The organism is Klebsiella sp. A52, from assembly GCF_018388785.1.
Classification (GTDB): domain Bacteria; phylum Pseudomonadota; class Gammaproteobacteria; order Enterobacterales; family Enterobacteriaceae; genus Klebsiella; species Klebsiella aerogenes.
Map to the genome: position 1 here is coordinate 1,220,173 of NZ_CP074437.1, position 24,533 is coordinate 1,244,705.

General features: G+C 56.0%; 23 protein-coding genes. 6 read left to right on the forward strand and 17 right to left on the reverse strand.

Features of this window, described 5'->3' with window-relative positions; translation table 11 throughout:
* Positions 1 to 2: 2 nt before the first annotated feature.
* Complete coding sequence (locus KGA69_RS05640) at positions 3 to 617, reverse strand: IMPACT family protein (RefSeq protein ID WP_047078532.1); 615 nt, start codon at positions 615 to 617, stop codon at positions 3 to 5.
* On the reverse strand, positions 617 to 1,948 hold the full coding sequence (gene pepQ / locus KGA69_RS05645; RefSeq protein WP_047045732.1) for a Xaa-Pro dipeptidase: 1,332 nt from the start codon (positions 1,946 to 1,948) through the stop codon (positions 617 to 619). Before pepQ ends, KGA69_RS05640 begins: the two co-directional genes overlap by 1 nt.
* A gap of 191 nt (positions 1,949 to 2,139) precedes the next feature.
* On the opposite strand from pepQ, the gene fadB reads away from it, so the two are divergent.
* Both fadB and fadA read left to right on the forward strand, forming a co-directional pair.
* Complete coding sequence (fadB, locus tag KGA69_RS05650; protein WP_045395620.1) at positions 2,140 to 4,329, forward strand: fatty acid oxidation complex subunit alpha FadB; 2,190 nt, start codon at positions 2,140 to 2,142, stop codon at positions 4,327 to 4,329.
* Between the two features lie 9 nt (positions 4,330 to 4,338).
* Positions 4,339 to 5,502 (forward strand): acetyl-CoA C-acyltransferase FadA, encoded by a 1,164-nt coding sequence (gene fadA, locus KGA69_RS05655; RefSeq protein WP_213292894.1) that lies wholly within the window; start codon positions 4,339 to 4,341, stop codon positions 5,500 to 5,502.
* Positions 5,503 to 5,607: 105 nt separating this feature from the next.
* Here fadA and fre read toward each other — a convergent pair whose 3' ends face one another.
* Together fre and ubiD are read right to left on the reverse strand one after the other, a co-directional pair.
* Positions 5,608 to 6,309: an NAD(P)H-flavin reductase gene (gene fre, locus KGA69_RS05660; RefSeq protein ID WP_008807928.1), complete on the reverse strand. Its 702-nt coding sequence runs from the start codon at positions 6,307 to 6,309 to the stop codon at positions 5,608 to 5,610.
* Between the two features lie 55 nt (positions 6,310 to 6,364).
* On the reverse strand, positions 6,365 to 7,834 hold the full coding sequence (gene ubiD / locus KGA69_RS05665) for a 4-hydroxy-3-polyprenylbenzoate decarboxylase (RefSeq protein WP_047066639.1): 1,470 nt from the start codon (positions 7,832 to 7,834) through the stop codon (positions 6,365 to 6,367).
* A 177-nt stretch (positions 7,835 to 8,011) separates the two neighbouring features.
* Between ubiD and rfaH the strand changes: the two genes are divergently transcribed.
* Positions 8,012 to 8,500, forward strand: coding sequence for a transcription/translation regulatory transformer protein RfaH (gene rfaH, locus KGA69_RS05670; protein ID WP_045395614.1), 489 nt, complete (start codon positions 8,012 to 8,014; stop codon positions 8,498 to 8,500).
* Positions 8,501 to 8,508: 8 nt separating this feature from the next.
* Here the strand turns inward: rfaH and tatD are convergent, their stop codons facing one another.
* The 9 genes from tatD to udp form a co-directional block, all read right to left on the reverse strand.
* On the reverse strand, positions 8,509 to 9,303 hold the full coding sequence (gene tatD / locus KGA69_RS05675) for a 3'-5' ssDNA/RNA exonuclease TatD (RefSeq protein WP_213292895.1): 795 nt from the start codon (positions 9,301 to 9,303) through the stop codon (positions 8,509 to 8,511).
* Between the two features lie 32 nt (positions 9,304 to 9,335).
* A complete protein-coding gene (tatC, locus tag KGA69_RS05680; protein ID WP_015368842.1) occupies positions 9,336 to 10,109 on the reverse strand; it encodes a Sec-independent protein translocase subunit TatC in 774 nt (257 codons plus the stop codon).
* 3 nt (positions 10,110 to 10,112) lie between these two features.
* Positions 10,113 to 10,649: a Sec-independent protein translocase protein TatB gene (gene tatB / locus KGA69_RS05685; RefSeq protein WP_045395609.1), complete on the reverse strand. Its 537-nt coding sequence runs from the start codon at positions 10,647 to 10,649 to the stop codon at positions 10,113 to 10,115.
* A gap of 3 nt (positions 10,650 to 10,652) precedes the next feature.
* Positions 10,653 to 10,904 carry a Sec-independent protein translocase subunit TatA gene (gene tatA / locus KGA69_RS05690; RefSeq protein ID WP_015368844.1) on the reverse strand — a complete coding sequence of 84 codons (252 nt, stop codon included), beginning with the start codon at positions 10,902 to 10,904 and terminating at the stop codon, positions 10,653 to 10,655.
* A 131-nt stretch (positions 10,905 to 11,035) separates the two neighbouring features.
* Positions 11,036 to 12,676 carry a ubiquinone biosynthesis regulatory protein kinase UbiB gene (ubiB, locus tag KGA69_RS05695; RefSeq protein WP_015368845.1) on the reverse strand — a complete coding sequence of 547 codons (1,641 nt, stop codon included), beginning with the start codon at positions 12,674 to 12,676 and terminating at the stop codon, positions 11,036 to 11,038.
* Positions 12,673 to 13,278, reverse strand: a complete 606-nt coding sequence (gene ubiJ / locus KGA69_RS05700) for a ubiquinone biosynthesis protein UbiJ (RefSeq protein WP_045395607.1) — start codon at positions 13,276 to 13,278, stop codon at positions 12,673 to 12,675. Before ubiJ ends, ubiB begins: the two co-directional genes overlap by 4 nt.
* A gap of 13 nt (positions 13,279 to 13,291) precedes the next feature.
* A complete protein-coding gene (ubiE, locus tag KGA69_RS05705) occupies positions 13,292 to 14,047 on the reverse strand; it encodes a bifunctional demethylmenaquinone methyltransferase/2-methoxy-6-polyprenyl-1,4-benzoquinol methylase UbiE (RefSeq protein WP_045395605.1) in 756 nt (251 codons plus the stop codon).
* A 70-nt stretch (positions 14,048 to 14,117) separates the two neighbouring features.
* The gene (rmuC, locus tag KGA69_RS05710) at positions 14,118 to 15,566 is read right to left on the reverse strand and encodes a DNA recombination protein RmuC (RefSeq protein WP_047050385.1); all 1,449 of its coding nucleotides are present in this window, start codon (positions 15,564 to 15,566) and stop codon (positions 14,118 to 14,120) included.
* A 137-nt stretch (positions 15,567 to 15,703) separates the two neighbouring features.
* Positions 15,704 to 16,465, reverse strand: coding sequence for a uridine phosphorylase (gene udp / locus KGA69_RS05715; RefSeq protein WP_004181652.1), 762 nt, complete (start codon positions 16,463 to 16,465; stop codon positions 15,704 to 15,706).
* Positions 16,466 to 16,731: 266 nt separating this feature from the next.
* On the opposite strand from udp, the gene KGA69_RS05720 reads away from it, so the two are divergent.
* The gene (locus tag KGA69_RS05720) at positions 16,732 to 17,544 is read left to right on the forward strand and encodes a dienelactone hydrolase family protein (protein ID WP_045395602.1); all 813 of its coding nucleotides are present in this window, start codon (positions 16,732 to 16,734) and stop codon (positions 17,542 to 17,544) included.
* A 59-nt stretch (positions 17,545 to 17,603) separates the two neighbouring features.
* On the opposite strand, the gene metE is transcribed toward KGA69_RS05720, so the two are convergent.
* Positions 17,604 to 19,868, reverse strand: coding sequence for a 5-methyltetrahydropteroyltriglutamate--homocysteine S-methyltransferase (gene metE / locus KGA69_RS05725; protein ID WP_213292896.1), 2,265 nt, complete (start codon positions 19,866 to 19,868; stop codon positions 17,604 to 17,606).
* A gap of 117 nt (positions 19,869 to 19,985) precedes the next feature.
* On the opposite strand from metE, the gene metR reads away from it, so the two are divergent.
* Positions 19,986 to 20,939 (forward strand): HTH-type transcriptional regulator MetR, encoded by a 954-nt coding sequence (gene metR, locus KGA69_RS05730; RefSeq protein WP_015703991.1) that lies wholly within the window; start codon positions 19,986 to 19,988, stop codon positions 20,937 to 20,939.
* Here the strand turns inward: metR and KGA69_RS05735 are convergent.
* The 3 genes from KGA69_RS05735 to pldB form a co-directional block, all read right to left on the reverse strand.
* A complete protein-coding gene (locus KGA69_RS05735; RefSeq protein ID WP_045395598.1) occupies positions 20,827 to 21,726 on the reverse strand; it encodes a carboxylate/amino acid/amine transporter in 900 nt (299 codons plus the stop codon). The two genes, metR and KGA69_RS05735, sit on opposite strands and share 113 nt — an antisense overlap.
* Before the next feature lie 88 nt (positions 21,727 to 21,814).
* Positions 21,815 to 22,615: a sugar/pyridoxal phosphate phosphatase YigL gene (gene yigL / locus KGA69_RS05740; protein WP_015368853.1), complete on the reverse strand. Its 801-nt coding sequence runs from the start codon at positions 22,613 to 22,615 to the stop codon at positions 21,815 to 21,817.
* 44 nt (positions 22,616 to 22,659) lie between these two features.
* Positions 22,660 to 23,652, reverse strand: coding sequence for a lysophospholipase L2 (gene pldB / locus KGA69_RS05745; RefSeq protein WP_045395594.1), 993 nt, complete (start codon positions 23,650 to 23,652; stop codon positions 22,660 to 22,662).
* A 109-nt stretch (positions 23,653 to 23,761) separates the two neighbouring features.
* Here pldB and rhtB point away from each other — a divergent pair, with 109 nt between their 5' ends.
* On the forward strand, positions 23,762 to 24,382 hold the full coding sequence (gene rhtB, locus KGA69_RS05750; protein WP_015368855.1) for a homoserine/homoserine lactone efflux protein: 621 nt from the start codon (positions 23,762 to 23,764) through the stop codon (positions 24,380 to 24,382).
* Positions 24,383 to 24,533 lie beyond the last annotated feature (151 nt).

Here is a 24,533-nt window from a genome sequence, read left to right on the forward strand (position 1 = left end):
GATTATTCGTCAATCTTCAGTAATTGCAATGAACCACGACTAAAATCAGCCAGTTTTGTTGAAAAAGGGGCCACTTCAGCTTGCGGAAGCGCGACACGCAGTTGCACAGACGCCTGATATTCGCTTTCCACAATAATGCCCGAGAACTGCGCCAGCAGCGCTTCTACCCCGGCTAGCTGTCCGTATTCACATTGCAAAGTATATGCGGTTAACGGCGTCTTGCGCTGCGTTTTCAACTGCGCAAGCGCCTGATGGACGCCGCCGCCATAGGCCTTCACCAGGCCGCCGGTACCCAGCAGAATACCACCGTAGTAGCGCACCACCACCGCGGTTATCTCGCCGACGCCGCTGCCCATCAGCTGCGCCAGCATGGGTTTACCTGCCGTTCCCGCCGGTTCGCCATCGTCAGAGAAACCCAGCTGCTGTGAATCATCAGGAGGCCCGGCAACCCATGCCACACAGTGGTGACGAGCGTCCGGGTGCTCAGCCCTGACCGATTCGACAAACGCTTTCGCCGCCGCCACGCCGTCGGTATGCGCCAACAGCGTTATGAAACGGCTCTTTTTGATCTCTTCAACAACGCTCACCGGCGCGGCCGGCACCAACCAACTTTCCATTACGCCAGTTTCAGATCGCGCGTCATATTTTCGATACTGTTTTCGTGAACCACCACGTTATCTTCGATACGGATCCCGCCAAACGGCTTCATGGCTTCAATTTTCTGCCAGTTGAAGTGCTTGCTGAACTGCCCTTCACGCCATGGCGCCAACAGCGACTCAATAAAGTAGATGCCTGGTTCGATGGTCAACACCATACGCGGTTCAAGAATACGGGTGCAGCGCAGGTAAGGATACTTCGACGGCGCCGCCAGATGCGTACCGGTATCGTCCTGCATGAAACCGGCGACATCATGAACCTGCAGGCCCAGCGGATGACCAATCCCGTGCGGCATAAACGGCCCGGTCAGATCGTTTTCCACCATCGCCTCTTCGCTCATGCCGGTCACTAACTGGTGTTTACGCAGCAGCTTTGCGATGCGCTGATGGAACTGAATATGGTAATCAACGTAGCTGGTGCCGGCCTTCATGGTGCTGATCAACGCCAGCTGTTCGTCGTTAACGTCTTTAATCAGCTGCGCGAAGTCGTTGTCGCTGTGACCTGCCCAGGTACGCGTCAGGTCCGCGGCATAGCCGTTGTACTCTGCGCCGGCATCCAACAGGAAGCTGCGCATCTCGGTTGGCGCACGGTGATCCAGCTTGGTGTAATGCAATACGGCCGCATGCTCATTCAGCGCCACGATGTTGCTGTAAGGAACATCGGTATCGCGATGACCGGTCGCCGTCAGGTAAGCCTGATTAATATCGAACTCGCTCATCCCCGACTGGAAAGCTTCGTGGGCCGCGCGATGGCCGTTGACCGCCGATTTCTGCGCTTCACGCATACAAGCCAGCTCATAGTCGGTTTTGTAAGCGCGATAATAATGCAGATAGTCGATAACGCCTTTCGGGTTGATTTTGTCTGCCGCGATCTCCAGACCGATAGCACGCTCCGGCACCGGGCCGATATACGCAATATTGCCACGCGCCGCGGGCAGTTGACCACCAATGCCGTCGGCTTTCGGCAACGCAATCACGTCCACTTCTTCGGTCCAGAAAGAGGTCGGCAGCGGCTCAACGTTGTGCCAGTAATCGACCGGCAGATAGAACCACAGCTTCGGTTTATTCACGCCATCCACCAGCAGCCAGCAGTTTGGCACCTGGGTCACCGGCACCCACGCCTTAAATTGCGGGTTAACTTTAAACGGATACGGATGATCGTCGAGGAAGACATTAATCAGCTCGCCGGAGTGGATCAGCAGAGCATCCAGCTTGAAGCGGTCTAATACTTTGCGGGTACGTTCTTGTAGGGTAACGATATGATTTTTATAAAGCGCGGCCAGTGATTCCATCTTTTATCCTTTGCTTTTATTGGATCGTGATTCTCCGCATCTTAGCACATTGGTTCCAGGCCGGGTGATTTCTACCGGATGTGATCCGACCAGCAATTATTTAAAGAGTAATTTGCATTTTCTTAACATAAATTCCACACTCCGATTCATCTGGTATGACCAGATCATATTGCTGGATTCAGGAGACTGACATGCTCTACAAAGGCGACACCCTGTACCTCGACTGGCTGGAAGATGGCATTGCCGAACTGGTTTTCGACGCCCCCGGCTCGGTTAACAAGCTTGATACTGCAACCGTTGCCAGCCTCGGTCACGCGCTGGACGTACTCGAAAAACAACAAGATCTCAAAGGGCTGCTGCTGCGCTCTGAAAAAGCGGCCTTTATCGTCGGCGCCGATATCACCGAATTCCTTTCGCTATTCCTGGTGCCGGAAGAACAGTTGAGCCAGTGGCTGCACTTTGCCAATAGCGTCTTCAATCGCCTGGAAGATTTACCGGTTCCTACGCTGTCAGCGGTTAACGGCTATGCGCTGGGCGGCGGCTGCGAATGCGTGCTGGCGACCGACTATCGCCTCGCGACGCCGGATCTTCGCATCGGCCTGCCGGAAACCAAGTTGGGCATTATGCCTGGCTTCGGCGGTTCCGTACGTCTGCCGCGCCTGCTCGGTGCCGATAGCGCGCTGGAAATTATTGCCGCCGGTAAAGACGTCGGTGCCGATCAAGCGCTGAAAATTGGCCTCGTTGACGGCATTGTTGCCGCGGAAAAACTGCATCACGGCGCGCTGGCGATTCTGCGTCAGGCGATTAATGGCGATCTGGACTGGAAAGCCAAACGTCAGCCGAAACTGGAACCGCTGAAGCTCAGCAAAGTTGAAGCCGCCATGAGCTTTACTATTGCCAAAGGCATGGTCGCGCAAACCGCTGGAAAACATTATCCGGCGCCGATCACCGCGGTAAAAACCATCGAAGCCGCCGCGCGTCTTGGTCGTGACGACGCGCTGAAGCTGGAAAACCAGAGTTTTGTCCCACTGGCGCACACCAACGAAGCGCGCGCGCTGGTCGGCATCTTCCTTAACGACCAGTACGTCAAAGCGAAAGCGAAAAAGCTGACCAAAGATGTCGAAACACCGAAGCACGCCGCCGTATTAGGCGCCGGCATTATGGGTGGTGGCATTGCTTATCAGTCAGCCTGGAAAGGCGTGCCGGTGGTGATGAAAGACATCAGCGACAAATCGCTGACCCTTGGCATGACCGAAGCGGCGAAGCTGCTGAATAAACAGCTGGAACGCGGAAAAATCGACGGCCTGAAGCTGGCCGGAGTGATTAGCACCATTCAGCCAACGCTGGAATATAGCGGTTTTGACCGCGTGGACGTCGTCGTTGAAGCGGTGGTGGAAAACCCGAAAGTGAAGAAAGCGGTACTGGCGGAAACCGAAGAGAAAGTGCGTCCGGACACCGTGCTGGCTTCCAACACCTCAACGATTCCTATCAGCGAGCTGGCCAGCGTTCTGCAGCGCCCGGAGAATTTCTGTGGTATGCATTTCTTTAACCCGGTACATCGCATGCCGCTGGTTGAAGTGATCCGCGGTGAGAAAACTTCGGATAAGACCATTGCCAAAGTCGTGGCCTGGGCCAGCAAAATGGGCAAAACGCCGATCGTGGTGAATGATTGTCCCGGCTTCTTCGTCAACCGCGTCCTGTTCCCCTACTTCGCAGGCTTCAGCCAGCTGCTGCGCGACGGCGCGGACTTCCGCAAAGTCGATAAAGTAATGGAAAAACAGTTTGGCTGGCCGATGGGCCCGGCCTATCTGCTGGATGTTGTCGGCATCGATACCGCGCACCATGCCCAGGCGGTCATGGCGGCGGGGTTCCCACAGCGAATGCAGAAAGATTATCGCGATGCGATCGACGCGCTGTTTGACGCCAACCGTTTCGGCCAGAAGAACGGCCTCGGTTTCTGGCGTTATAAAGAAGACAGTAAAGGCAAACCGAAAAAAGAAGAAGACGCCGCGGTCGATAGTCTGCTGGCCGAAGTCAGCCAGCCGAAGCGCGATTTCAGCGATGAAGAGATTATCGCCCGTATGATGATCCCAATGGTTAACGAAGTTGTTCGTTGCCTGGAAGAAGGCATCATCGCCAGCCCGGCGGAAGCGGATATGGCGCTGGTATACGGCCTGGGCTTCCCTCCGTTCCACGGCGGCGCATTCCGCTGGCTGGACACCATCGGCAGCGCAAAATATCTCGATATGGCGCAGCAATACCAGCACCTCGGCCCGCTTTATACCGTGCCGGAGGGTCTGCGTAACAAGGCCCGTCATAACGAAGCGTATTATCCTCCAGTAGAACCAGCCCGTCCGGTTGGCGAACTGAAAACGGCTTAAGGAGTCACAATGGAACAGGTTGTCATTGTCGATGCAATTCGCACCCCGATGGGCCGTTCAAAGGGCGGCGCCTTTCGCAACGTGCGCGCGGAAGACCTCTCCGCACACCTGATGCGAAGCCTGCTTTCGCGTAACCCGTCCCTTGAGGCGAGCGCGATTGACGATATTTACTGGGGCTGCGTGCAACAAACGCTGGAGCAGGGTTTCAACATTGCCCGTAACACCGCGCTGCTGGCGGAAATCCCGCACTCGGTACCAGCGACAACGGTTAACCGCCTGTGCGGTTCCTCCATGCAGGCGCTGCATGATGCCGCCCGAATGATCATGACCGGCGACGCCAGCGTCTGCCTGATTGGCGGCGTTGAGCACATGGGCCATGTACCAATGAGCCACGGTGTCGATTTCCATCCGGGCCTTAGCCGTAATGTGGCGAAAGCCGCCGGTATGATGGGGCTGACCGCGGAAATGCTGGCGCGTCTGCACGGCATTAGCCGCGAAATGCAGGATCAATTCGCCGCACGCTCTCACGCTCGCGCCTGGGCGGCGACGCAATCCGGAGCATTTAAAGCGGAGATCATCCCGACCGGCGGTCACGATGCCGATGGTGTGTTGAAATCCTTCAATTACGACGAAGTGATCCGTCCGGAAACCACCGTCGAAGCGCTGGCGGCGCTGAGACCGGCTTTCGATCCGGTGACCGGCACGGTAACAGCGGGCACCTCTTCCGCACTTTCCGACGGCGCGGCGGCGATGCTGCTGATGAGCGAAAGCCGCGCCCGTGAGCTGGGGCTGAAGCCACGCGCTCGCGTCCGCTCAATGGCGGTAGTCGGCTGCGACCCGTCCATTATGGGTTATGGCCCGGTTCCGGCTTCAAAGCTGGCGCTGAAAAAAGCGGGATTATCCACCAGCGATATCGACGTCTTTGAAATGAATGAAGCGTTTGCCGCGCAGATCCTGCCGTGTATTAAAGATCTGGGGTTAATGGAGCAGATTGACGAGAAGATCAACCTTAACGGCGGCGCGATCGCGCTCGGCCACCCGTTGGGCTGTTCCGGGGCGCGTATTAGCACCACCTTGATCAATCAGATGGAACGTAAAGACGCGCAGTTCGGTCTGGCAACCATGTGCATCGGTTTAGGCCAGGGGATCGCCACCGTATTTGAGCGGATGTAGGTAAAAAACTCGATGCCATTATTGCCTGCCAGCCAACAGGCAATAATGGATTAGAGGGGGTTTAGTTGCCGTTCTTCCCGCCTGTCAGGGGCGGGTTTTTTATTTTCAGATAAAGGCAAACGCATCGCCAAACAGGCGGTCTTCGCGCGCGCCGCGTTCATTACAGAACAGGTCGCGGGCAATCTTGGCCATCTCAAAGCGACCGGCAATGTAAATATCATGCTCGGCCAGCGTACCGTAATCCTGCAGCACCGCAGTCAGTACCGTACCGGAACGGCCGCGCCATCCTTCTTCCGGCTGCTCGACCACCGGCTCGATGCGCAGATTCGGATGCTTGATGCTTAACGCTTCCAGCTCGGCCAGATCGTACAGATGTTTAGCCTCGCGGCCGCCCCAATAAATGGCGATATCGCGATCCGGGTTACGCGCCAGCGCGGTTAACAGAATAGAACGCACATAAGAGAATCCGGTACCACCGGCGATCAGAATCAGCGGACGATCTTCGTCATCGCGCAGCCACGCTTCGCCATGCGGAATATCAACCTCAATTTCACGCTCTTTCAGAATGCGATCCATCACCGCCATCGCATACAGATTGAGTTCAGAAGCACCGATATGCAGCTCGATAAACTCATGCTCTGACGGCGTGGAAGCCATAGAAAACGGACGCTTGTCGCGCTCGTCCATCACCACCATCAGATACTGGCCGGCGCGGAAAGAGAATGCCGCTTCCGGTACTAATCGAACGCGATACACGGTATCGGTAATCGCCTCCACCGAGGTCACTTTACAGCTTAAGGTTGTCATGCGTCCCCTCTGTCGGGTCTATAGAGCAAAACAGCGGCGTTAGCCCCGCTTACTGTTATTTAAAGATGGCCAGTTCATCCCAGATGGCGTCGATGCGCGCCGTCACCTCAGGATCTTTTTTGATTGGACGACCCCATTCACGCTGGGTTTCGCCAGGCCATTTATTTGTGGCATCCAGCCCCATTTTTGAACCCAGGCCGGAAACCGGCGAGGCAAAATCCAGATAATCTATTGGCGTATTTTCTACCAGTACCGTATCACGAGCCGGGTCCATACGGGTAGTAATAGCCCAAATCACGTCGTTCCAGTCGCGCGCGTTCACGTCATCGTCGCAAACAATCACGAACTTGGTATACATGAACTGGCGCAGGAACGACCAGACGCCCATCATCACGCGCTTGGCATGACCGGCGTACTGTTTTTTCATGGTGACCACCGCCAGGCGATAGGAACATCCTTCCGGCGGCAGATAGAAGTCGACGATTTCCGGGAACTGCTTTTGCAGAATCGGCACAAAGACTTCGTTCAGTGCCACGCCCAGCACCGCGGGTTCATCCGGCGGGCGACCGGTATAGGTCGAATGATAAATCGCGTCTTCGCGCTGGGTAATATGGGTCACCGTAAATACCGGGAAGCTGTCCACTTCATTGTAGTAGCCGGTATGATCGCCGTACGGCCCTTCCGGCGCCATCTCGCCGGCCTCAATATAGCCTTCAAGCACAATTTCCGCGCTAGCCGGCACTTCAAGGTCATTGGAAACGCACTTCACCACTTCGGTCTTGGTGCCGCGCAGCAGGCCTGCGAAAGCATATTCCGACAGGGTATCGGGCACCGGCGTCACCGCGCCCAGAATGGTCGCTGGATCGGCGCCAAGCGCCACGGATACCGGGAAACGCTCGCCGGGATGCGCCGCGCACCACTCCTGGAAATCCAGGGCGCCGCCGCGGTGGGACAACCACCGCATGATGAGTTTATTTTTGCCGATCAGCTGCTGGCGATAAATACCCAGATTTTGCCGCTCTTTATGCGGGCCTCGGGTCACCGTCAGCCCCCAGGTAATCAACGGCGCGGCATCTTCCGGCCAGCAGGTCATAATCGGTATTTTGTTGAGATCGACGTCATCGCCCTGGATGATTTTTTGCTGACAAGGCGCGCCGCGCAGACGTTTGGTCGGCATATTCAGCACTTGCTTGAACTGCGGCAGCTTATCAAACAGATCGCGGAAGCCTTTTGGCGGCTCCGGCTCTTTCAGAAAGGCCAATAGCTTCCCGACTTCCCGTAGCGAACTGACGTCTTCCTGGCCCATCCCCAGCGCCACGCGGCGCGGCGTGCCAAACAGGTTGCACAGCACCGGCATTGAGTAGCCTTTCGGGTTTTCAAACAGCAGCGCCGGGCCGCCAGCACGCAAAGTGCGGTCGGCAATTTCGGTAATTTCCAGATGCGGGTCGACCGGCAGGGCTATCCGTTTTAGCTCGCCCTGCTGCTCAAGTAATGTCAGAAAGTCGCGTAGATCGTGGTATTTCATGGAGTTATTATTGACCTCTATACTAGCGGCTGATTATACGATTTTCGCCGCAACGATGCTGTACTTTTGTTAAATAAGCGTAAATGAACAGGCTATTTACGCTTTCGCTTATAATGGTTTTCGCGATTGTTCCAGGCTTTTGTTATGCTTGCAGGTAGTAAAGCGGAAAGAGTCATTATGCAAGCCTGGTACTTACTTTATTGCAAACGTGGGCAGCTTCAGCGCGCCCAGGAACACCTTGAACGTCAGGCAGTCAATTGCCTGATGCCGACGATCGCGCTGGAAAAAATCATCCGTGGTAAACGTACTACGGTCAGCGAGCCCCTGTTCCCAAACTATCTGTTCGTCGAATTCGACCCCGAGGTTATCCATACCACCACCATCAGCGCCACCCGCGGAGTGAACAGTTTCGTCCGTTTTGGCGCCCAACCGGCAGTGGTGCCTTCAGAGGTGATTCACCAACTTTCCATTTATAAACCGGAAGGCATTACCGACCCGGAAACGCCTCATGAAGGCGACAGCGTGTTAATCACCGACGGCGCTTTTGAAGGACTGCAGGCTATCTTCACCGAGCCCGACGGCGAAGCACGCTCCATGCTGCTCCTCAATCTGTTGAATAAACAGGTCCTGCAAAGCGTTAAAAATACCGACTTCTATAAAATCTGACGGCGCGGTTAAAAGCGCACGCCAAACAGCTTCCTGACGTTCGCATCCGTAACCTCCTCCAGCCATTGCGCTTCCTCGCCTCGCCAGCCCGCTACGCTTGCCAGAATATGCGGCAGATAAGCGGGCTCGTTGCGCCGCGAGGAGGGCTTCGGCTTCATGTCGCGCGGCAACAGATATGGCGCGTCGGTCTCCAGCAGCAAACGTTCCGCCGGGATCGCCGGCAACAGTTCGCGAAGCTCCAGTCCCCGCCGCTCATCGCACACCCAACCGGTGATACCGATAAATAAACCTCTATCAAGACACTGAAGCACTTCCGCGCGGCTTCCGGTAAAGCAGTGCAACACGGCGCCGGGCAGTTTATTGAGCCACGGCTCCAGCAGCGCAAGGAACCGTTCATGGGCGTCGCGGCAGTGTAAAAATACCGGCATTGAGAGCTCGGCCGCCAGCACCAGTTGGGCGCTGAACGCCTTCTCTTGCTCCTGCGGCGTTGAGAAATTACGGTTGAAATCAAGACCGCATTCGCCAATCGCCGCCACCTGCGGCTGGCGGGCCAGCGCGTGAATTTCTTCGGCCACCGACTCCGTCCAGGTGCTGCTATCGTGCGGATGTACACCCGCGGTAGACCAGCAGTTGGCGTAACGGCCAGCCATCTGCTGCGCCTGCTGGCTTTCATGCAGATTGGTGCCGGTCAGCAACATCCCCTGGACACCCGCCGCCTGCGCGCGCGCAACCACCTCGTCGTGATCGCGGGAAAACTGCGAGCTGGTCAGATTTACGCCAATATCAAACATCATAACTCCCATATGACAACCGCCCTGACGGGCGGTTGGCGTTGTTACTCTTCTTTGCTCTCCGCCTCTTCGGCGGCGGCATCTTCGTCACGCGTCAGGCGTTTCCCGGTGTAGAAACGGGCAAAGAACACCCCGACTTCAAACAGGCAATACATGGGGATGGCCAACAGCGTTTGCGAGAACACATCCGGCGGCGTCAGCAGCATACCGACCACGAAGGCGCCCACCAGCACGTAGGGCCGTTTTTTACGTAAATCTTCCGGCGTCGTGACGCCCATCCAGCAGAGCAGGACGATGGCGACCGGCACTTCAAACGACACGCCGAAAGCCATAAACAGCGCCATGACAAAATCGAGGTAGCTACGGATATCGGTCGAAACTAATACCCCTTCCGGCGCGGCGTGGGTCAGGAAGCCAAATGCCAGCGGGAACACGACGAAATAAGCGAAAGCCATACCGATATAGAACAGCAGCGTACTGGAAACCAGCAGCGGCATGACCAGCCGACGTTCATGCTTATACAACGCCGGCGCGACGAACGCCCATACCTGATAAAGAATGACCGGTACCGACAGGATCACCGAGACCATAAAGGTCAGTTTGATCGGCGTGAAGAAAGGAGAAGCGACATCGGTGGCGATCATCGTCGCGCCTACCGGCATTTTGCTGATAAGCGGAGCGGATACCAGTTGATAGATATCATTGGCGAAGTAAACCAACGCCAGGAAGATCACCAGGATGGCAATAATGCTGTTGAGCAGGCGCTTACGCAGCTCAATCAGATGAGAAATTAACGGTTGAGTCTCGTCTACGCCCATTTTTTACGCTTTATCACTCGATGCGGGGGAAGAATCTGGCACTGCCGCGGCGGCTTTTTCCTTAGCTGCCGGGGCTTCAGCCGACGAAGCGGATAGCTCATCGACAACGGGTTCCGGCGCATGTGCCGGAGCGCTGACCTGGTGTTCCGCCGTCGCCGGCGTGACATCCTGGCGCTGCGCTTCGCTACCTTTGACGACCGGATTATGAATGGTGTTCGCTTCGTCGCTGGCCTTTTCAGGATCGTGGGCGGTATAGGAACGCTTCATGGATTCAGCCGCTTCGCGCAGTTCATCCATCGAGGCTTTGAGCTCCGGAGTCAGATTATCCAGGCTGGCCTTTTCCACCTTCTTCAGGCTCTCCTGAAACTCCTGCAGTTTTAGCTCCTGGGCAAGCTCATTTTGTACGGTGGTCGCCAGCGAGCGCAACGTACGGATCCAGCTGGCCACCGTTTTGACGGCGACAGGTAGTCGCTGTGGCCCCAATACGATGAGGCCAATCACGAACACCAGCAATAGTTCACTAAAACCGATATCGAACACGAATTACACCTGCTCTTTGTCGTGGCGTTTTGTCTCGTCTTTTTTCGCATCATCTTGTTTATCAGCGATAGTTTTCGCTGCAAAATCTGCATCGGCTGAGGACTTATCAGATTTTTCGTCATCGCTCATCGCTTTTTTAAAGCCCTTGATCGATGCGCCTAAATCCGAACCCAGCGAGCTCAGCTTCTTCGTCCCGAAAAGCAGAACTACGATGACGACAACAATTAACAACTGCCAAATACTGATACCACCCATACACGTTCCCCTATGACAGATGATGAATGATGAGAGCGCATTATACACGTCATCCGGTGAGACACCTCTTTGTCAGGCCGCTCACATGACTTCGCGCAAGAATCAATGCGCCAGAATAAACGCGAAACCTGTTAGCGCGTTTTTCGCCAACCAATAAGCCAGGTTACGACGCCGCCGGCCATCAGCCAGCCAGGCATCATGCCCCACTCCGGGCGGTGGATAAATAACAGCGTACCGCTTAAAAGCAAAACGGCGCCTATACCAAACAGATAACGGGACTGCCCCTGGCGCACGTGGCGCACCTGGAAGTCGCGCACGATGGTATCGACGCTGGTCTGCAGCTGTTTGCTCTGCTGCAGGCTTTGGTACACCAGCTCAGGAATTTCCGGCATTCGTTCAATCCAGAACGGCGCTTTTTCTTTAAACGCACGCACCAGCGCGGGAATACCGACCTGATCCTTAATCCACGACTCGAGAAAAGGCTTCGCCGTTTTCCACAAGTCTAACTGAGGATAGAGCTGACGACCTACCCCTTCTACGTAAAGTAATGTCTTCTGAAGCAAAACCAGCTGCGGCTGGACTTCCATGTTGAAACGCCGCGCGGTATTAAACAGATTCAGCAATACGTGGCCGAAGGAGATTTCCGCCAGCGGCTTTTCAAAGATGGGCTCGCACACGGTGCGAATCGCAAACTCAAACTCTTCAACGTTGGTGTCAGGCGGCACCCAGCCGGAATCGACGTGCAGCTCGGCAACCTTACGATAATCGCGGTTGAAGAAAGCGATGAAGTTTTCTGCGAGATAACGCTTATCGTCTTTGTTCAGCGAGCCGACGATACCGCAGTCGATACCGATATATTGCGGGTCATGCGGATGATCGTAGCTAACGAAAATATTACCCGGATGCATATCCGCATGGAAAAAGCTGTCGCGGAACACCTGGGTAAAGAAGACCTGCACCCCACGCTCCGCCAGCAACTGCATGTTGGTGCCCTGGGCTTCCAGCGCGGCGACATCGGAAACCGGAATACCGTAGATCCGCTCCATCACCATCATGCCTTCGCTACAGTAATCGGAATAGACTTCCGGCACGTATAGCATTGGGCTGTCTTCGAAATTGCGCCGTAGCTGAATAGCATTAGCCGACTCGCGTAGAAGGTTCAGCTCGTCCATCAGCGTTTTTTCATATTCGCGGACGACTTCCTGCGGACGCAGACGGCGGCCATCCGGCAGCAGACGAGGCACCCAGCGCGCCAGGCGGTAGATTAATTTCATGTCCGCTTTGATCACCGGCAGGATATCCGGGCGGATGACCTTGATGACAACCTCTTTGCCGTTGTCTTTCAGACGCGCGGTATGGACCTGAGCGATAGATGCGGAGGCGAGCGGCTCAATGGCGAAATCATCGAACCAGGCTTCAATGGGCAGCCCGCCCATCGCTTGTTCGATCTGTTGTTTTGCCAATTTGCCATCAAAAGGCGCGACGCGATCTTGCAGCAGCGCCAGCTGATCGGCGATTTGCGGCGGGAACAGGTCGCGGCGGGTGGAGAGCATCTGGCCGAACTTAATCCACACCGGGCCCAGCTCCTGCAGCGCCAGGCGTAAGCGTTGACCCAGCGGTTTATCTTTGTGGCGATTCGGCATCCAGAACAACATTCGCCGCCAGATGCGCAGCGGCAACGTGATACGCATTTTGGGAATGAGCTCATCAAGCCCGTAACTCAAAAAGGTGCGGATGATAAAATACAGGCGCCGTAATTCTCCTGGCGTCATTTGCCCTCCAGCGTTTCCAGCCGTTTTTCCAGTGCGGCCAGCGCGCGTTCCACGGCGGCGGATTCTTCAGCAAACCAGGCCATCTCTAACGGGCCCGGCGCCAGTCGCCACTCTTCGGTAATCGCTTCAGCGACGTAGCGCTGCTGGCTTTGCGCGCCCTGCAGCAGGAAGCGCGCGCCGCCGCGAAGTACCTTGCCAACCCCTTCAGCGACGATATCGCCGGTATACGGCGCCAGCAGCTCTGCCGGATCGAACTCCGCCAGATCGCAAAGCGCGACCATGTTCTGCACAACCTGCAGGTCGCCCTGCACTTCCAGATCGCCGCTGCGAATCAGCGCGGTCAACTGCTGGCGGTTACGCAGCTGCGGCAGCACGCTCAGGCGGGTAATTACGGTACAGTCAGCTTCGCCTTCCCATGCGCCGAGCACGTCGATTTGCTGCTCGCTATAGGCCAGCACGACAGGCGCCGACAGCTCTTTGAGCTCTACGCGCAGCACTTTCCCCAGCAGGCGTTGACGCGCCGGTTTAAGCGCGCGGTCGCGCCAGAGAAAAGTATTAAGAACCGTTTCGATGCCAGCGGTAACCAGTGGTGCGAAAGGCATAGCGTCCCTCCTGTCAGAACTTATAGCCGCGGTGTAGCGCGACAATACCTGCCGTCAGGTTGTAGTAGTCGACGCTTTCAAAACCCGCCTCCTGCATCATGCCTTTCAGGGTCTCCTGATCGGGATGCATGCGGATGGATTCCGCCAGATAGCGATAGCTTTCCGCATCGTTTGCCACCAGTTCGCCGACTTTCGGCAGCACGTGGAAGGAGTAAGCGTCGTAGGCTTTGCTCAGTGGTTCGAGAATCGGTTTGGAGAACTCCAGAACCAGCAAACGTCCGCCCGGTTTCAGCACGCGGTACATTGAACGCAGCGCTTTGTCTTTATCGGTAACGTTACGCAGGCCAAAGGAGATGGTGATGCAGTCAAAGGTGTTATCCGCAAACGGCAGCGCTTCGGCGTTGGCCTGAACGTATTCGACGTTACCGACAATACCGATGTTACGCAGTTTTTCGCGGCCCATTTTGAGCATCGAATCGTTGATATCGGCGAGCATCACGCGACCGGTTTCACCCACCAGACGGGAAAACTTCGCCGTCAGGTCGCCGGTACCGCCCGCTAAGTCCAGCACGGTTTGCCCACGACGCACGCCGCTGCAGTCGATGGTGAAGCGCTTCCACAAGCGATGAATCCCGAACGACATTAAGTCGTTCATCACATCATATTTTGCAGCGACAGAATGGAATACATGCGCCACCATGTCCGCCTTCTGCTCTTTGGCTACCGTTTGAAAGCCAAAATGCGTCGTTTCTTGTGAATCCTCAACCATCTCTATGCCCGCTTACTTATCAAGAAAATGTTCAGCGAGTGTAACAGATTCAGGCCATTTCCCATACGTTTCAGCTTGGCCTGACGTGCTCGTTTGCTCTCGCTACAGACGCGGAATCGGCACTAAACACATCTTCCTGCGGTAAATTTTCATCTTCCTCAAGGCGGTATTCGTCATCCTGCGCCGTGGCTTGTTCGACTAAATCAGGATTAATCTCGCGTTTAACCTCGACGCCCAGGCCACGGAATGACTCGGCCTGTACCAGCAGGTTGCCGCGCCCCGAGGCGAGCTTTTTCATCGCCTGGCGATAGTTATCCTGCGCTTTATCAAGGCTTTGGCCGATGGCCGACATATCGTCGACAAACAGCCGCATCTTGTCGTACAGGCGCCCGGCGCGCTCGGCGATTTTCTGCGCGTTACGGCTTTGATGCTCATAGCGCCACAAATTAGCGATAGTGCGCAGCGCCACTAACAGGGTTGTTGGGCTAACTAACATAATATTGTTCTTCAGCGCCTCGCTGATAAGCTCAGGCTGACGGTCGATAGCCAGCAGGAACGCCGGCTCGACGGGGATAAACATCAATACATAGTCGAGCGAACGTAACCCCGGCAGTTGTTGATAATCTTTGCGGCCCAGCAGGCGAATATGGTTACGTACCGAGGCAATATGCTCCTGTAGCGCCGCTTCGCGGGTGTAGTCGTCGTCAGCGTTGAAATAACGCTCATAGGCGACCAGCGTCATTTTGGCGTCGATAACCACGTCTTTGCCCTGCGGCAGGCGCACGATAACATCCGGCTGCATCCGCGAGCGGTTATCGGTTTCGATGCTGACCTGTGTTTGATACTCATAGCCTTCGCGCAGGCCGGAGGCCTCCAGCACGCGGGTTAGCACCACTTCTCCCCAGTTGCCCTGGGTTTTGTTATCGCCCTTCAGCGCTTTCGTCAGGTTTAACGCCTCTTGCGCCATCTGTGCGTTCAGCTGTTGCAGGTTGCGGATTTCGTGCGCCAGCGTGTGGCGCTCACGCGCCTCCTGGCCGAAGCTGTCCTGAACCTGGCGACGAAAGCCGTCGAGCTGTTCCCGGAGCGGCGTCAGCAGGCCATGCAGGCTCTGCCGGTTTTGTTCATCAACCCGGCGGTTGCTGTGTTCGAATATGCGATTCGCCAGGTTTTCAAACTGCTCGCTCAGGCGCTGCTCGCTGTTGACCATCTGGCGGATTTTATCTTCGGCGTGTAGCTGTGTAGATTCCAGACGAGTGGTCACTTCCCGCAGGTCGGCCTCCAGCGAGGTGTTGATATCACGCAGGCTGCGCAGCTCGTTGTTGAGAAGTTCGCACTCATCGCGCCAGTGCGATTCCTGCACCAGCTGCTGACGTGCGGCGCTAAGTTCGATATCCAGCTCGCGGCGCTCTTCAATGAGATCGGCACGGATTTGATCGGCGCGGGCTTTTGTCGCCAGCCAGCCAACGACTAACCCTGCCGCCAGCGCCACCACGGCGCTTATCACAATAGAGATATCCACAACGCCTCCCCGGCAACCACTTACGACACAAAATAGAATTGTGCTGTACAAACGTCCAGTTGAAAAGGATTTTCCTGCGAGGCGCTACGCAAAAAAGAAAGGCCGGAGGGTCCGGCCTTGCGAGAAAAAGTGAAGAACTACAGCAGGCGGCGCGCCGCTTCCACAACGATTTTCACCGCGTGGCTTTCGGTTTGCTTCATGGTTTCGGCGTTAGGGATCTCTTGCTGGGTACGGTTGACGATAACCCCTGCCACCATCCCGGCGCGCAGGCCCTGGCTGGCGCACATGGTCAGCAGCGTAGCGGATTCCATTTCATAGTTCATGACGCCCATTGCCTGCCACTCTTCCATTGAGCCTTTGAAGCGGCTCACGACACGGCCGGAGAAGGTGTCGTAACGCTCCTGGCCTGGATAGAAGGTATCAGAGGAGGCTGTTACACCGATATGGGTGGTCGCACCAATTGATTTCGCCGCTTCCACCAGCGCGGTGGTACAAGCGAAGTCAGCAACGGCCGGAAACTCCATCGGCGCAAAGTGCAGGCTGGCGCCATCCAGACGGACAGAACCGGTCGTCACCAGCACATCACCAACGTTGATGTGCGGCTGAATCGCCCCGGTGGTGCCGATACGCAGGAAGGTACGAACCCCCAGCTGCGCCAGCTCTTCCACGGCGATAGAGGTCGACGGGCCACCGATACCGGTGGAGCAAACAATCACCGGTTTGCCATCCAGCTCAGCGCGCCAGGAGGTAAATTCACGATGTGATGCCAGCTTAACCGGCTTATCCATCAGCGCGGCGATCTTTTCCACACGCTCCGGATCGCCAGGGACGATAGCCAGCGTAGCCCCTTGTAAATCGTTCTTAGTGAGGCCGAGATGAAAAACATCAGACTTGGACATAAAAAACTCCTCTGTGGGTCGAAGTATCAGCAGAAGCAAAAGGGTACTTTACAGAAGCCACTCGCTTATTTTTGTGATTATGGTCACCATGCATAACAATGATTGCATTTGTTTTTCAACAAATAGTGATTTACATCACATTAACAAGTTATATTCACGGTCACAGAACAAAAGATAGCCGCTTTCAGGCACTGTGCTTTATTACCGCCCGAACTAAAGGGTCTATAGTTAGTGTTGCGCTAATAAATAAGGGTACGGAGAATACCATGACCACCACCAAGCAACCTGGATTCGCACCTGCAGCCTCGCCGCACGCCTCGACCGCCGTCCATACGTCGGATGAGCAGATTGTCGCCGGAGAAACCTCGATCCCATCGCAGGGCGAGAATATGCCAGCCTATCACGCCCGCCCGAAAAACGCCGACGGCCCGCTGCCGATCGTTATCGTGGTGCAGGAGATTTTCGGCGTACATGAACATATTCGCGATCTGTGCCGCCGCCTGGCGCAGGAAGGCTATCTGGCGATTGCGCCAGAACTCTACTTCCGCCAGGGCGATCCGAATGAGTACAACGATATCCCTACCCTGTTCAAAGAACTGGTCACTAAGGTGCCGGACGCACAGGTGCTGGCGGATCTCGACCACGTCGCCAGCTGGGCGGCGCGCCACGGCGGCGATGCCCATCGTCTGCTGATCACCGGTTTTTGCTGGGGTGGGCGCATTACCTGGCTGTATGCCGCGCATAACCCGCAGTTGAAGGCAGGCGTCGCCTGGTATGGCAAACTGGTGGGAGAAAAATCGCTGAATTCGCCAAAACACCCGGTGGATATCGCGGTCGATCTCAACGCGCCGGTACTTGGCCTGTACGGCGCTAAAGACGCCAGTATTCCGCAGGATACCGTCGAGACCATGCGCCAGGCGCTGCGGGCGGCAAATGCGAACGCCGAGATCGTGGTCTATCCCGAGGCCGATCACGCCTTTAATGCCGACTATCGCGCCAGCTATCACGAAGAGTCAGCCAAAGATGGCTGGCAGCGGATGCTGGCCTGGTTTGCTCAATATGGCGGTAAAAAAGGGTAACTCGCCTGATACATGAAAAGAGGAGGCCGTGGCCTCCTCTGTTGTTTTCCGCGTATCTATCAGGCTGATTCGCGCAGATTTTGCGCCGCTTGCACCATGTTCGCCAGCGCGGCGCGGGTTTCCGGCCAGCCGCGGGTTTTCAGGCCGCAGTCCGGATTAACCCACAAGCGCTCCGCCGGGATACGCTGCGCGGCTTTCTCCAGCAACCCTTCAATCCACTCCACGCTCGGCACGTTTGGCGAGTGGATATCATAAACGCCCGGGCCGATTTCGTTTGGATATTCAAACTCTTCAAACGATTCCAGCAGTTCCATGTCGGAACGCGAGGTTTCAATGGTGATCACATCGGCATCCAGCGCGGCGATAGAGTCCATGATGTCATTGAACTCGCAATAACACATGTGGGTATGAATCTGGGTGTCATCCTTAGCAACCGCGGCATTGATGCGGAAAGCTTCGACGCCCCACTGTAAATAAGCATCCCAATCGCTGCGTTTCAGCGGCAGACCTTCGCGCAGTGCCGGTTCATCAATCTGGATAATACCGATACCGGCCGCCTCCAGATCCGCCACTTCATCGCGCAGCGCCAGCGCAATCTGCTTCGCGATTGTTTCGCGGCTGACATCCTCGCGCGGGAAGGACCAGCACAGAATGGTTACCGGACCGGTCAACATGCCTTTGACCGGCTTGTCGGTAAGAGACTGCGCGTACTTCGCCCATTCGACGGTGATCGCTTGCGGACGGCTGACATCGCCGATAACCACCGGCGGCTTCACGCAGCGAGAGCCATAGCTTTGCACCCAACCGTTTTGCGTGAAGATGAAACCGTCCAGATGCTCACCGAAATACTCCACCATGTCGTTTCGCTCGGCTTCTCCGTGCACCAGCACGTCTAAACCCAGACGTTCTTGTTCGACGATCGCCTGCTTAATATGTTCGGCAATACCCGTCCGATAATGGCTGGCGTCAAGATTGCCCTTTTTGAAGTCCAGACGTAGGGTACGAATTTCGGTTGTCTGCGGGAATGAACCGATCGTCGTCGTCGGCCATGCTGGCAGGTTAAAGCGTTTGCGCTGCGCCTGTGCGCGCTCGGCATAAGGGCTGGTGCGCTGGCTGTCCTGAGCAGTGATTGCCGCCAGCCGTTTTTCCACTGCCGCGTTGTGTACGCGAGTCGAATGGCGACGAGCCTGAATTGGCGCGCTCCACGCCTCGATCGCCGTCGTATCACCGCTGTTCAGCGCGTCGCGTAGCAGCGCCAGTTCGCCACACTTCTGCAGGGCGAAAGCAAACCAACTTTTTACTTCGGCATCAAGACGGGTCTCTACGCTCAGATCGATCGGGCTATGCAGCAAGGAGCAGGAAGAGGCGACCCATAGCTCACGTTGACCGACAAGCGACTTAATTTGCGCATATTTTTCCGTGAGATCGGCGCGCCAGACGTTACGACCATTGATCAGCCCGGCGGATAACAGCCAGTCGGCCGGCAGGCGTTTATGTAGTTCAGCCACCTCATCTTTGCCGTGTACCAGATCGACGTGTAGCCCCTGTACCGGCAGCGCGGTGATAACATCAAGGTTGTCGGTGATCCCTTCAAAATAGGTAGTCAGCAGTAGTTTTACCTGCCCCTGCAGGGCTTCATAAGCCGGTTTAAAGGCATCCAGCCATGCTTGCGGCAGCTCCAGAACTAGCGCCGGCTCATCAATCTGCACCCACTCAATGCCGCGTTTCTCCAGCTCGCCCAGTACCAGCTGGTAAACCGGAAGGATATCGTTCAACAGGCTTAGACGATCAAACTGTTCGCCTTTTACTTTGCCCAGCCACAGATAGGTTACCGGCCCCAGTAGTACAGGCTTAATCTTGTGGCCCAGCGCCAGCGCTTCGTCCACTTCATCCAGCAGTTGGGTCCAGCTCAGCTTGAACTGTTGGCCCTGGACAAATTCCGGCACCATGTAGTGATAGTTGGTGTTGAACCACTTGGTCATTTCCGCGGCGGCAGCGGGTTGACCGGTCGGCGCGCGGCCGCGACCAATGCGGAACAGGGTATCGATATCGACGGTGCCGTCTTTGTTCTGATGACGAGCCGGCACGTTGCCCAGCAGCAGGCTGGTGGTCAGAACATGGTCGTACCAGGCAAAATCGCCCACCGGCAGCAGATCAATGCCCGCCTGTTTCTGCTGCTCCCAGTGACGAGCGCGCAGATCGCGACCTACCGCCAGCAGCTCTTCACGCGTGGCGTTGCCCGCCCAGTAGCTCTCTTGCGCTTTTTTCAGCTCGCGGCGAAGGCCAACGCGAGGAAAACCGAGGGTGTGATTGAGGATTGTCATGTTATGCCCCTTATGGAATTTTTTATATTTAGCCATCCAGATGTTTACACCGCTATAATTCGCAAGTACTGTATATTCCTCAAGCGCAAATTATTCATGCCGAAGTGAAGGACATTCATGATCGAGATTAAACACCTGAAAACGCTACAGGCGTTGCGGAACAGCGGTTCGCTGGCGGGCGCGGCGGCAGCCCTGCACCAAACCCAGTCGGCCCTGTCCCACCAGTTTAGCGATCTGGAACAGCGCCTTGGCTTCCGTTTATTTGTGCGTAAAAGCCAGCCGCTGCGCTTTACGCCGCAAGGGGAAATTCTGCTGCAGTTAGCCAATCAGGTGCTGCCGCAGATCGCCCGCGCGTTGCAGGACTGCAACGAACCTCAGCAGACCCGTCTGCGGCTGGCGATCGAGTGCCATAGCTGCATTCAGTGGCTCACCCCGGCGCTGGAAAGCTTCCGCGCCCGCTGGCCGCTGGTGGAGGTTGATTTTCAGTCCGGCGTCACTTTTGACCCGCAGCCTGCCCTGCAGCAGGGCGAACTCGATCTGGTGATGACCTCAGATATTTTGCCGCGTAGCGGCCTGCACTATTCACCGATGTTTGATTATGAAGTTCGTCTGGTGTTAGCTCCGGAACATCCGCTGGCGGCGAAAACGCGCATCTCGCCGGAAGATCTGGCTGCGGAAACGTTACTGATTTATCCGGTACAGCGCGGGCGACTGGATATCTGGCGCCACTTCCTGCAACCGGCGGGGATCAGCCCGCAGTTGAAAAGCGTCGATAACACGCTGCTGCTGATTCAGATGGTCGCCGCGCGAATGGGTATTGCCGCCCTGCCGCACTGGGTGGTGGAAAGTTTTGAACGCCAGGGTTTGATTGTCACCAAAACCCTGGGAGAAGGACTGTGGAGCCGGCTGTACGCCGCGGTGCGCGATGGCGAGCAACGCCAGCCGGTAACAGAAGCGTTTATTCGCTCAGCGCGGAATCACGCTTGCGATCATCTGCCGTTTGTACGGAGTGCGGAGCGACCCAGCGGCGATGGACCCATAGCGAAGCCAGGATTACCAGCGCGCCAATGATAAAGCTCGGCCAGTGAGGCTGCTCCTGCCAGATAGCAAGGTTAACCAGCAGCCCGGCGGGGACGTGAACGTTATTCATGATCCCCAACGTACCGGCATCCACCTGCGTCGCGCCGTAGTTCCACATGAAGTAACCCAACCCGGAAGCGACCACGCCCAGCCATACCAGAACCCCCCACTGCAGACCGGTGGACGGCAACCTCTGCGGATTGCCCAGCATAAACCACGCCGCTACCGCCACGATAAAGGCGCCGGCATAGAACCAGGCAAAGGCATTGTGTTGCGGCATTGGACGGACTTCCATCAGACGCTTGTAGCCCACCATACCGATGGCGAAACAGATATTCGACAGCTGCACCAGCAATAGCCCGGTCCAGAAGTGATCGCTGACTTTGTCATAGCGGATGATCGCCGCCCCTAACACCGCCAGCGCCGCGCTAAGCAGATAGCCCCAGCGTAGTTTACGGCCGCTGATCAGATCGTAAATCAGGGTGATATACAGCGGGGTAAAGACCGTAAACAACAGAAATTCGGAGACTGTCAGATAGAGATAGGCGCGGAAAGCCAGCAAATACATAATCCCAAGCTGCATCGCTCCTACCAACATGTAGAGCACGATGGTACGCGGAGGCTGGCCGCGCGTACGCAGAAAAGGCAGGAACACCAGCGCTGCCAGGCCCACGCGCATCAGCACGGAAAAATAGCTATCGACGCTACCGGCAAGGTATTCGCCAATCAGGCTAAACGAAAAGGCCCACAGGATAGTGGTGATAATTAATAGCGCCACAATGGTCGTCTCATTGAATAAAGAACAGGCATTGTAGCGGAGAGAGAGGTTGACGACTGACCAGTTATTAGCCAATCGTCAATCTTTATCAATCGAGGTACAGCTTGCGCAGGTAATGCGGTACAGCATCATCGGCGTTGCTGCCGATCACTTCCAGCTCCGGATGCAAGTCCTTCAACCGCTGATGGGCGTTCGCCATGATGCAGCCTTTACCGGCCATCGACAGCATCTCGGCGTCGTTCATGCCGTCGCCAAAGGCGATACACTCTTTGAGGCTGTAGCCAAGCATTTTCGCGACGGCCTCCAGCGCATGCCCTTTCGATACACCGCCGGCCATCACTTCAAGGCAGGTCAACGTGGAGAAACTCACATTCACGCGGTCGCCCCAGCGCGCGTTGATAGCCTGCTCAAGCGGCAGCAAATGTTCATGATCTTCACAGGTGAAGAAAACTTTGCTGATGCCATCCGCATCCAGCTCGCCCGGTTCATAAAGCTTGTAGTTGAATACCGCCTCTTTGAAGAAGCGCATCTCTTCCGGGCGATGGCGATTCATAAACCATTCATCTTCACGATAGACGTTGGTCACAATCTTCACATCGTTACGCACCATCTCAAACAGATCGCTGGCGATATCGCGGTCGAGGTTATGGGCGAAGATTTGTTTTCCTTCGCTATCGTGTACGCGGGCGCCGTTAGAGGTGATCATGTACGACTTAATGCCGAGATTATCGCGGATCTGTCCCACATCGATATAGTGACGACCAGTGGCGAAAACGAAATTTATCCCGCGCGCGGTGAGTAGCTTCAGCGTTTCTTTGGCATAGGGGGTGAGGAAATGGTCGGGGGAAAGCAGCGTGCCATCTAAATCAGACGCAACAACCTGGTACATAAAAAATTTAACCTCTAAGCAGGGCGACGAGATCTATCGTCGGATTAAGTATGTCGATTGAAAAAATCGACGATGGCATTTAGCGCGACTGAGCGCATAGCGTCCTTTTCAAAAAGGATCTCGTGATATGCCCCTTCAATAACGAGCGGCTTATCGCCTTCACAAGGGTGTCCGGCAGCGGAACGGAGTTCGCAATAGCGGTCGTGCATCAGGTTATCGACCACCCTTTCATCCTCGGCCTGAATCAATAGCGTCGGAGTCGTATCTTTCTCGACGCCAGCCAATATCTCTTCACCGGCCAGAATACCTTCGCGCACCCAGTGATAGGTCGGCCCGCCGACGCGCAACCGCGGATCGTCAGCATAAAAACGCAGGTTGCGACGATAGCGCTGACGGCTATGAGTCAATACATTGAGCGAAAACGGCAGCGCCCGCCAGCGGCCCGTACCGATGGCATACTCTTCACGAATACGCTGATGGCCCTCAGCCCAGTCGAGAATATGGCGCACCATCCAGTCCGGCAGGCGCATGATGATGCCAAACATTGGCGCGCATAAGGCAATGGCGTCGCAATGCTGCCGGTGACGCTGCAAGAACAGCGTGGCAATGGCGCCGCCCATCGAGTGGGCGAGAATAAAACGTTTACGCCAGTGGCCGGGCACCACTTCCTGCTGCCAAAGCGCAGCCAGATCGTCAACATAGTCGCTAAAGCGCACAACATGACCGCGGTGGGTATCAGACAGCAACCTACCTGAGCGCCCCTGACCGCGGTGATCGATAATCATTACGTCAAAGCCGCTGTGGAAGAGATCGTAGGCTAGTTCGGCGTACTTCACGTAGCTTTCGATGCGGCCGGGGCAAATAACCACCAGCCGGTCATTATTTGCGGCGCAAAAGCGCACAAAGCGTACCGGAACCTTATCGACGCCCGTAAATTCAGCTTCTTCCCGCTGATGCCAAAAATCCGTCAGCGGCCCCATGGTAAAGGCCGCAAACGCGTTTTCTCGTGTGTCCCAGTCCTTTTGCTGCCCAAACATCGGGTTTACACCCCTGTTAACCGCTGAAAATCGTTTTTTTGTCGCACATCACACAATGCTGATGCAATAGCGTATTGTGGCATAAAAATAGACAATCAGGGAGATTCTCATGACCTTCGAGTGGTGGTTCGCTTATCTGCTGACATCAATCATTCTCAGCCTGTCGCCGGGTTCCGGCGCGATTAATACCATGACCACATCCATCAACCACGGCTATCGCGGCGCGGCAGCCTCTATTGCCGGCCTGCAAACCGGATTGGCCATTCATATCGTGCTGGTTGGCGTCGGTCTGGGCACGCTCTTCTCACGCTCGGTACTGGCATTTGAAGTGTTGAAATGGGCGGGCGCGGCTTATCTTATCTGGCTGGGGATCCAGCAATGGCGGGCGGCGGGTTCAATCGACCTGAATACGCTGGCGCGCACTCAAAGCCGCGGTAAGCTCTATAAACGCGCGGTGTTCGTCAATCTGACCAACCCCAAAAGTATCGTCTTCCTCGCCGCGCTGTTTCCCCAGTTCATCGTCCCGCATCAGCCGCAGGTGATGCAGTACCTGGTACTTGGCGTCACCACCATTGTGGTCGATATCATTGTGATGATCGGTTACGCGACGCTGGCGCAGCGCATTGCGGCCTGGATTAAAGGTCCGAAGCAGATGAAGGCGCTGAATAAAGTGTTTGGTTCGCTGTTTATGCTGGTGGGAGCGCTGCTCGCTTCCGCCCGTCATGCCTGAAACTGGAATGGCGCTCGCACAGCTCGAGGCCACTTGCGGCCGTAGTCGTATTATCACGCGTGCTGGCGCGAAAAGATGAAAGAGACTTTATCCGCGCGCTGTCGGCCCCGCCTTTTCAGTGCCAGAATGCCACCATTGGGTTTCTTCACGG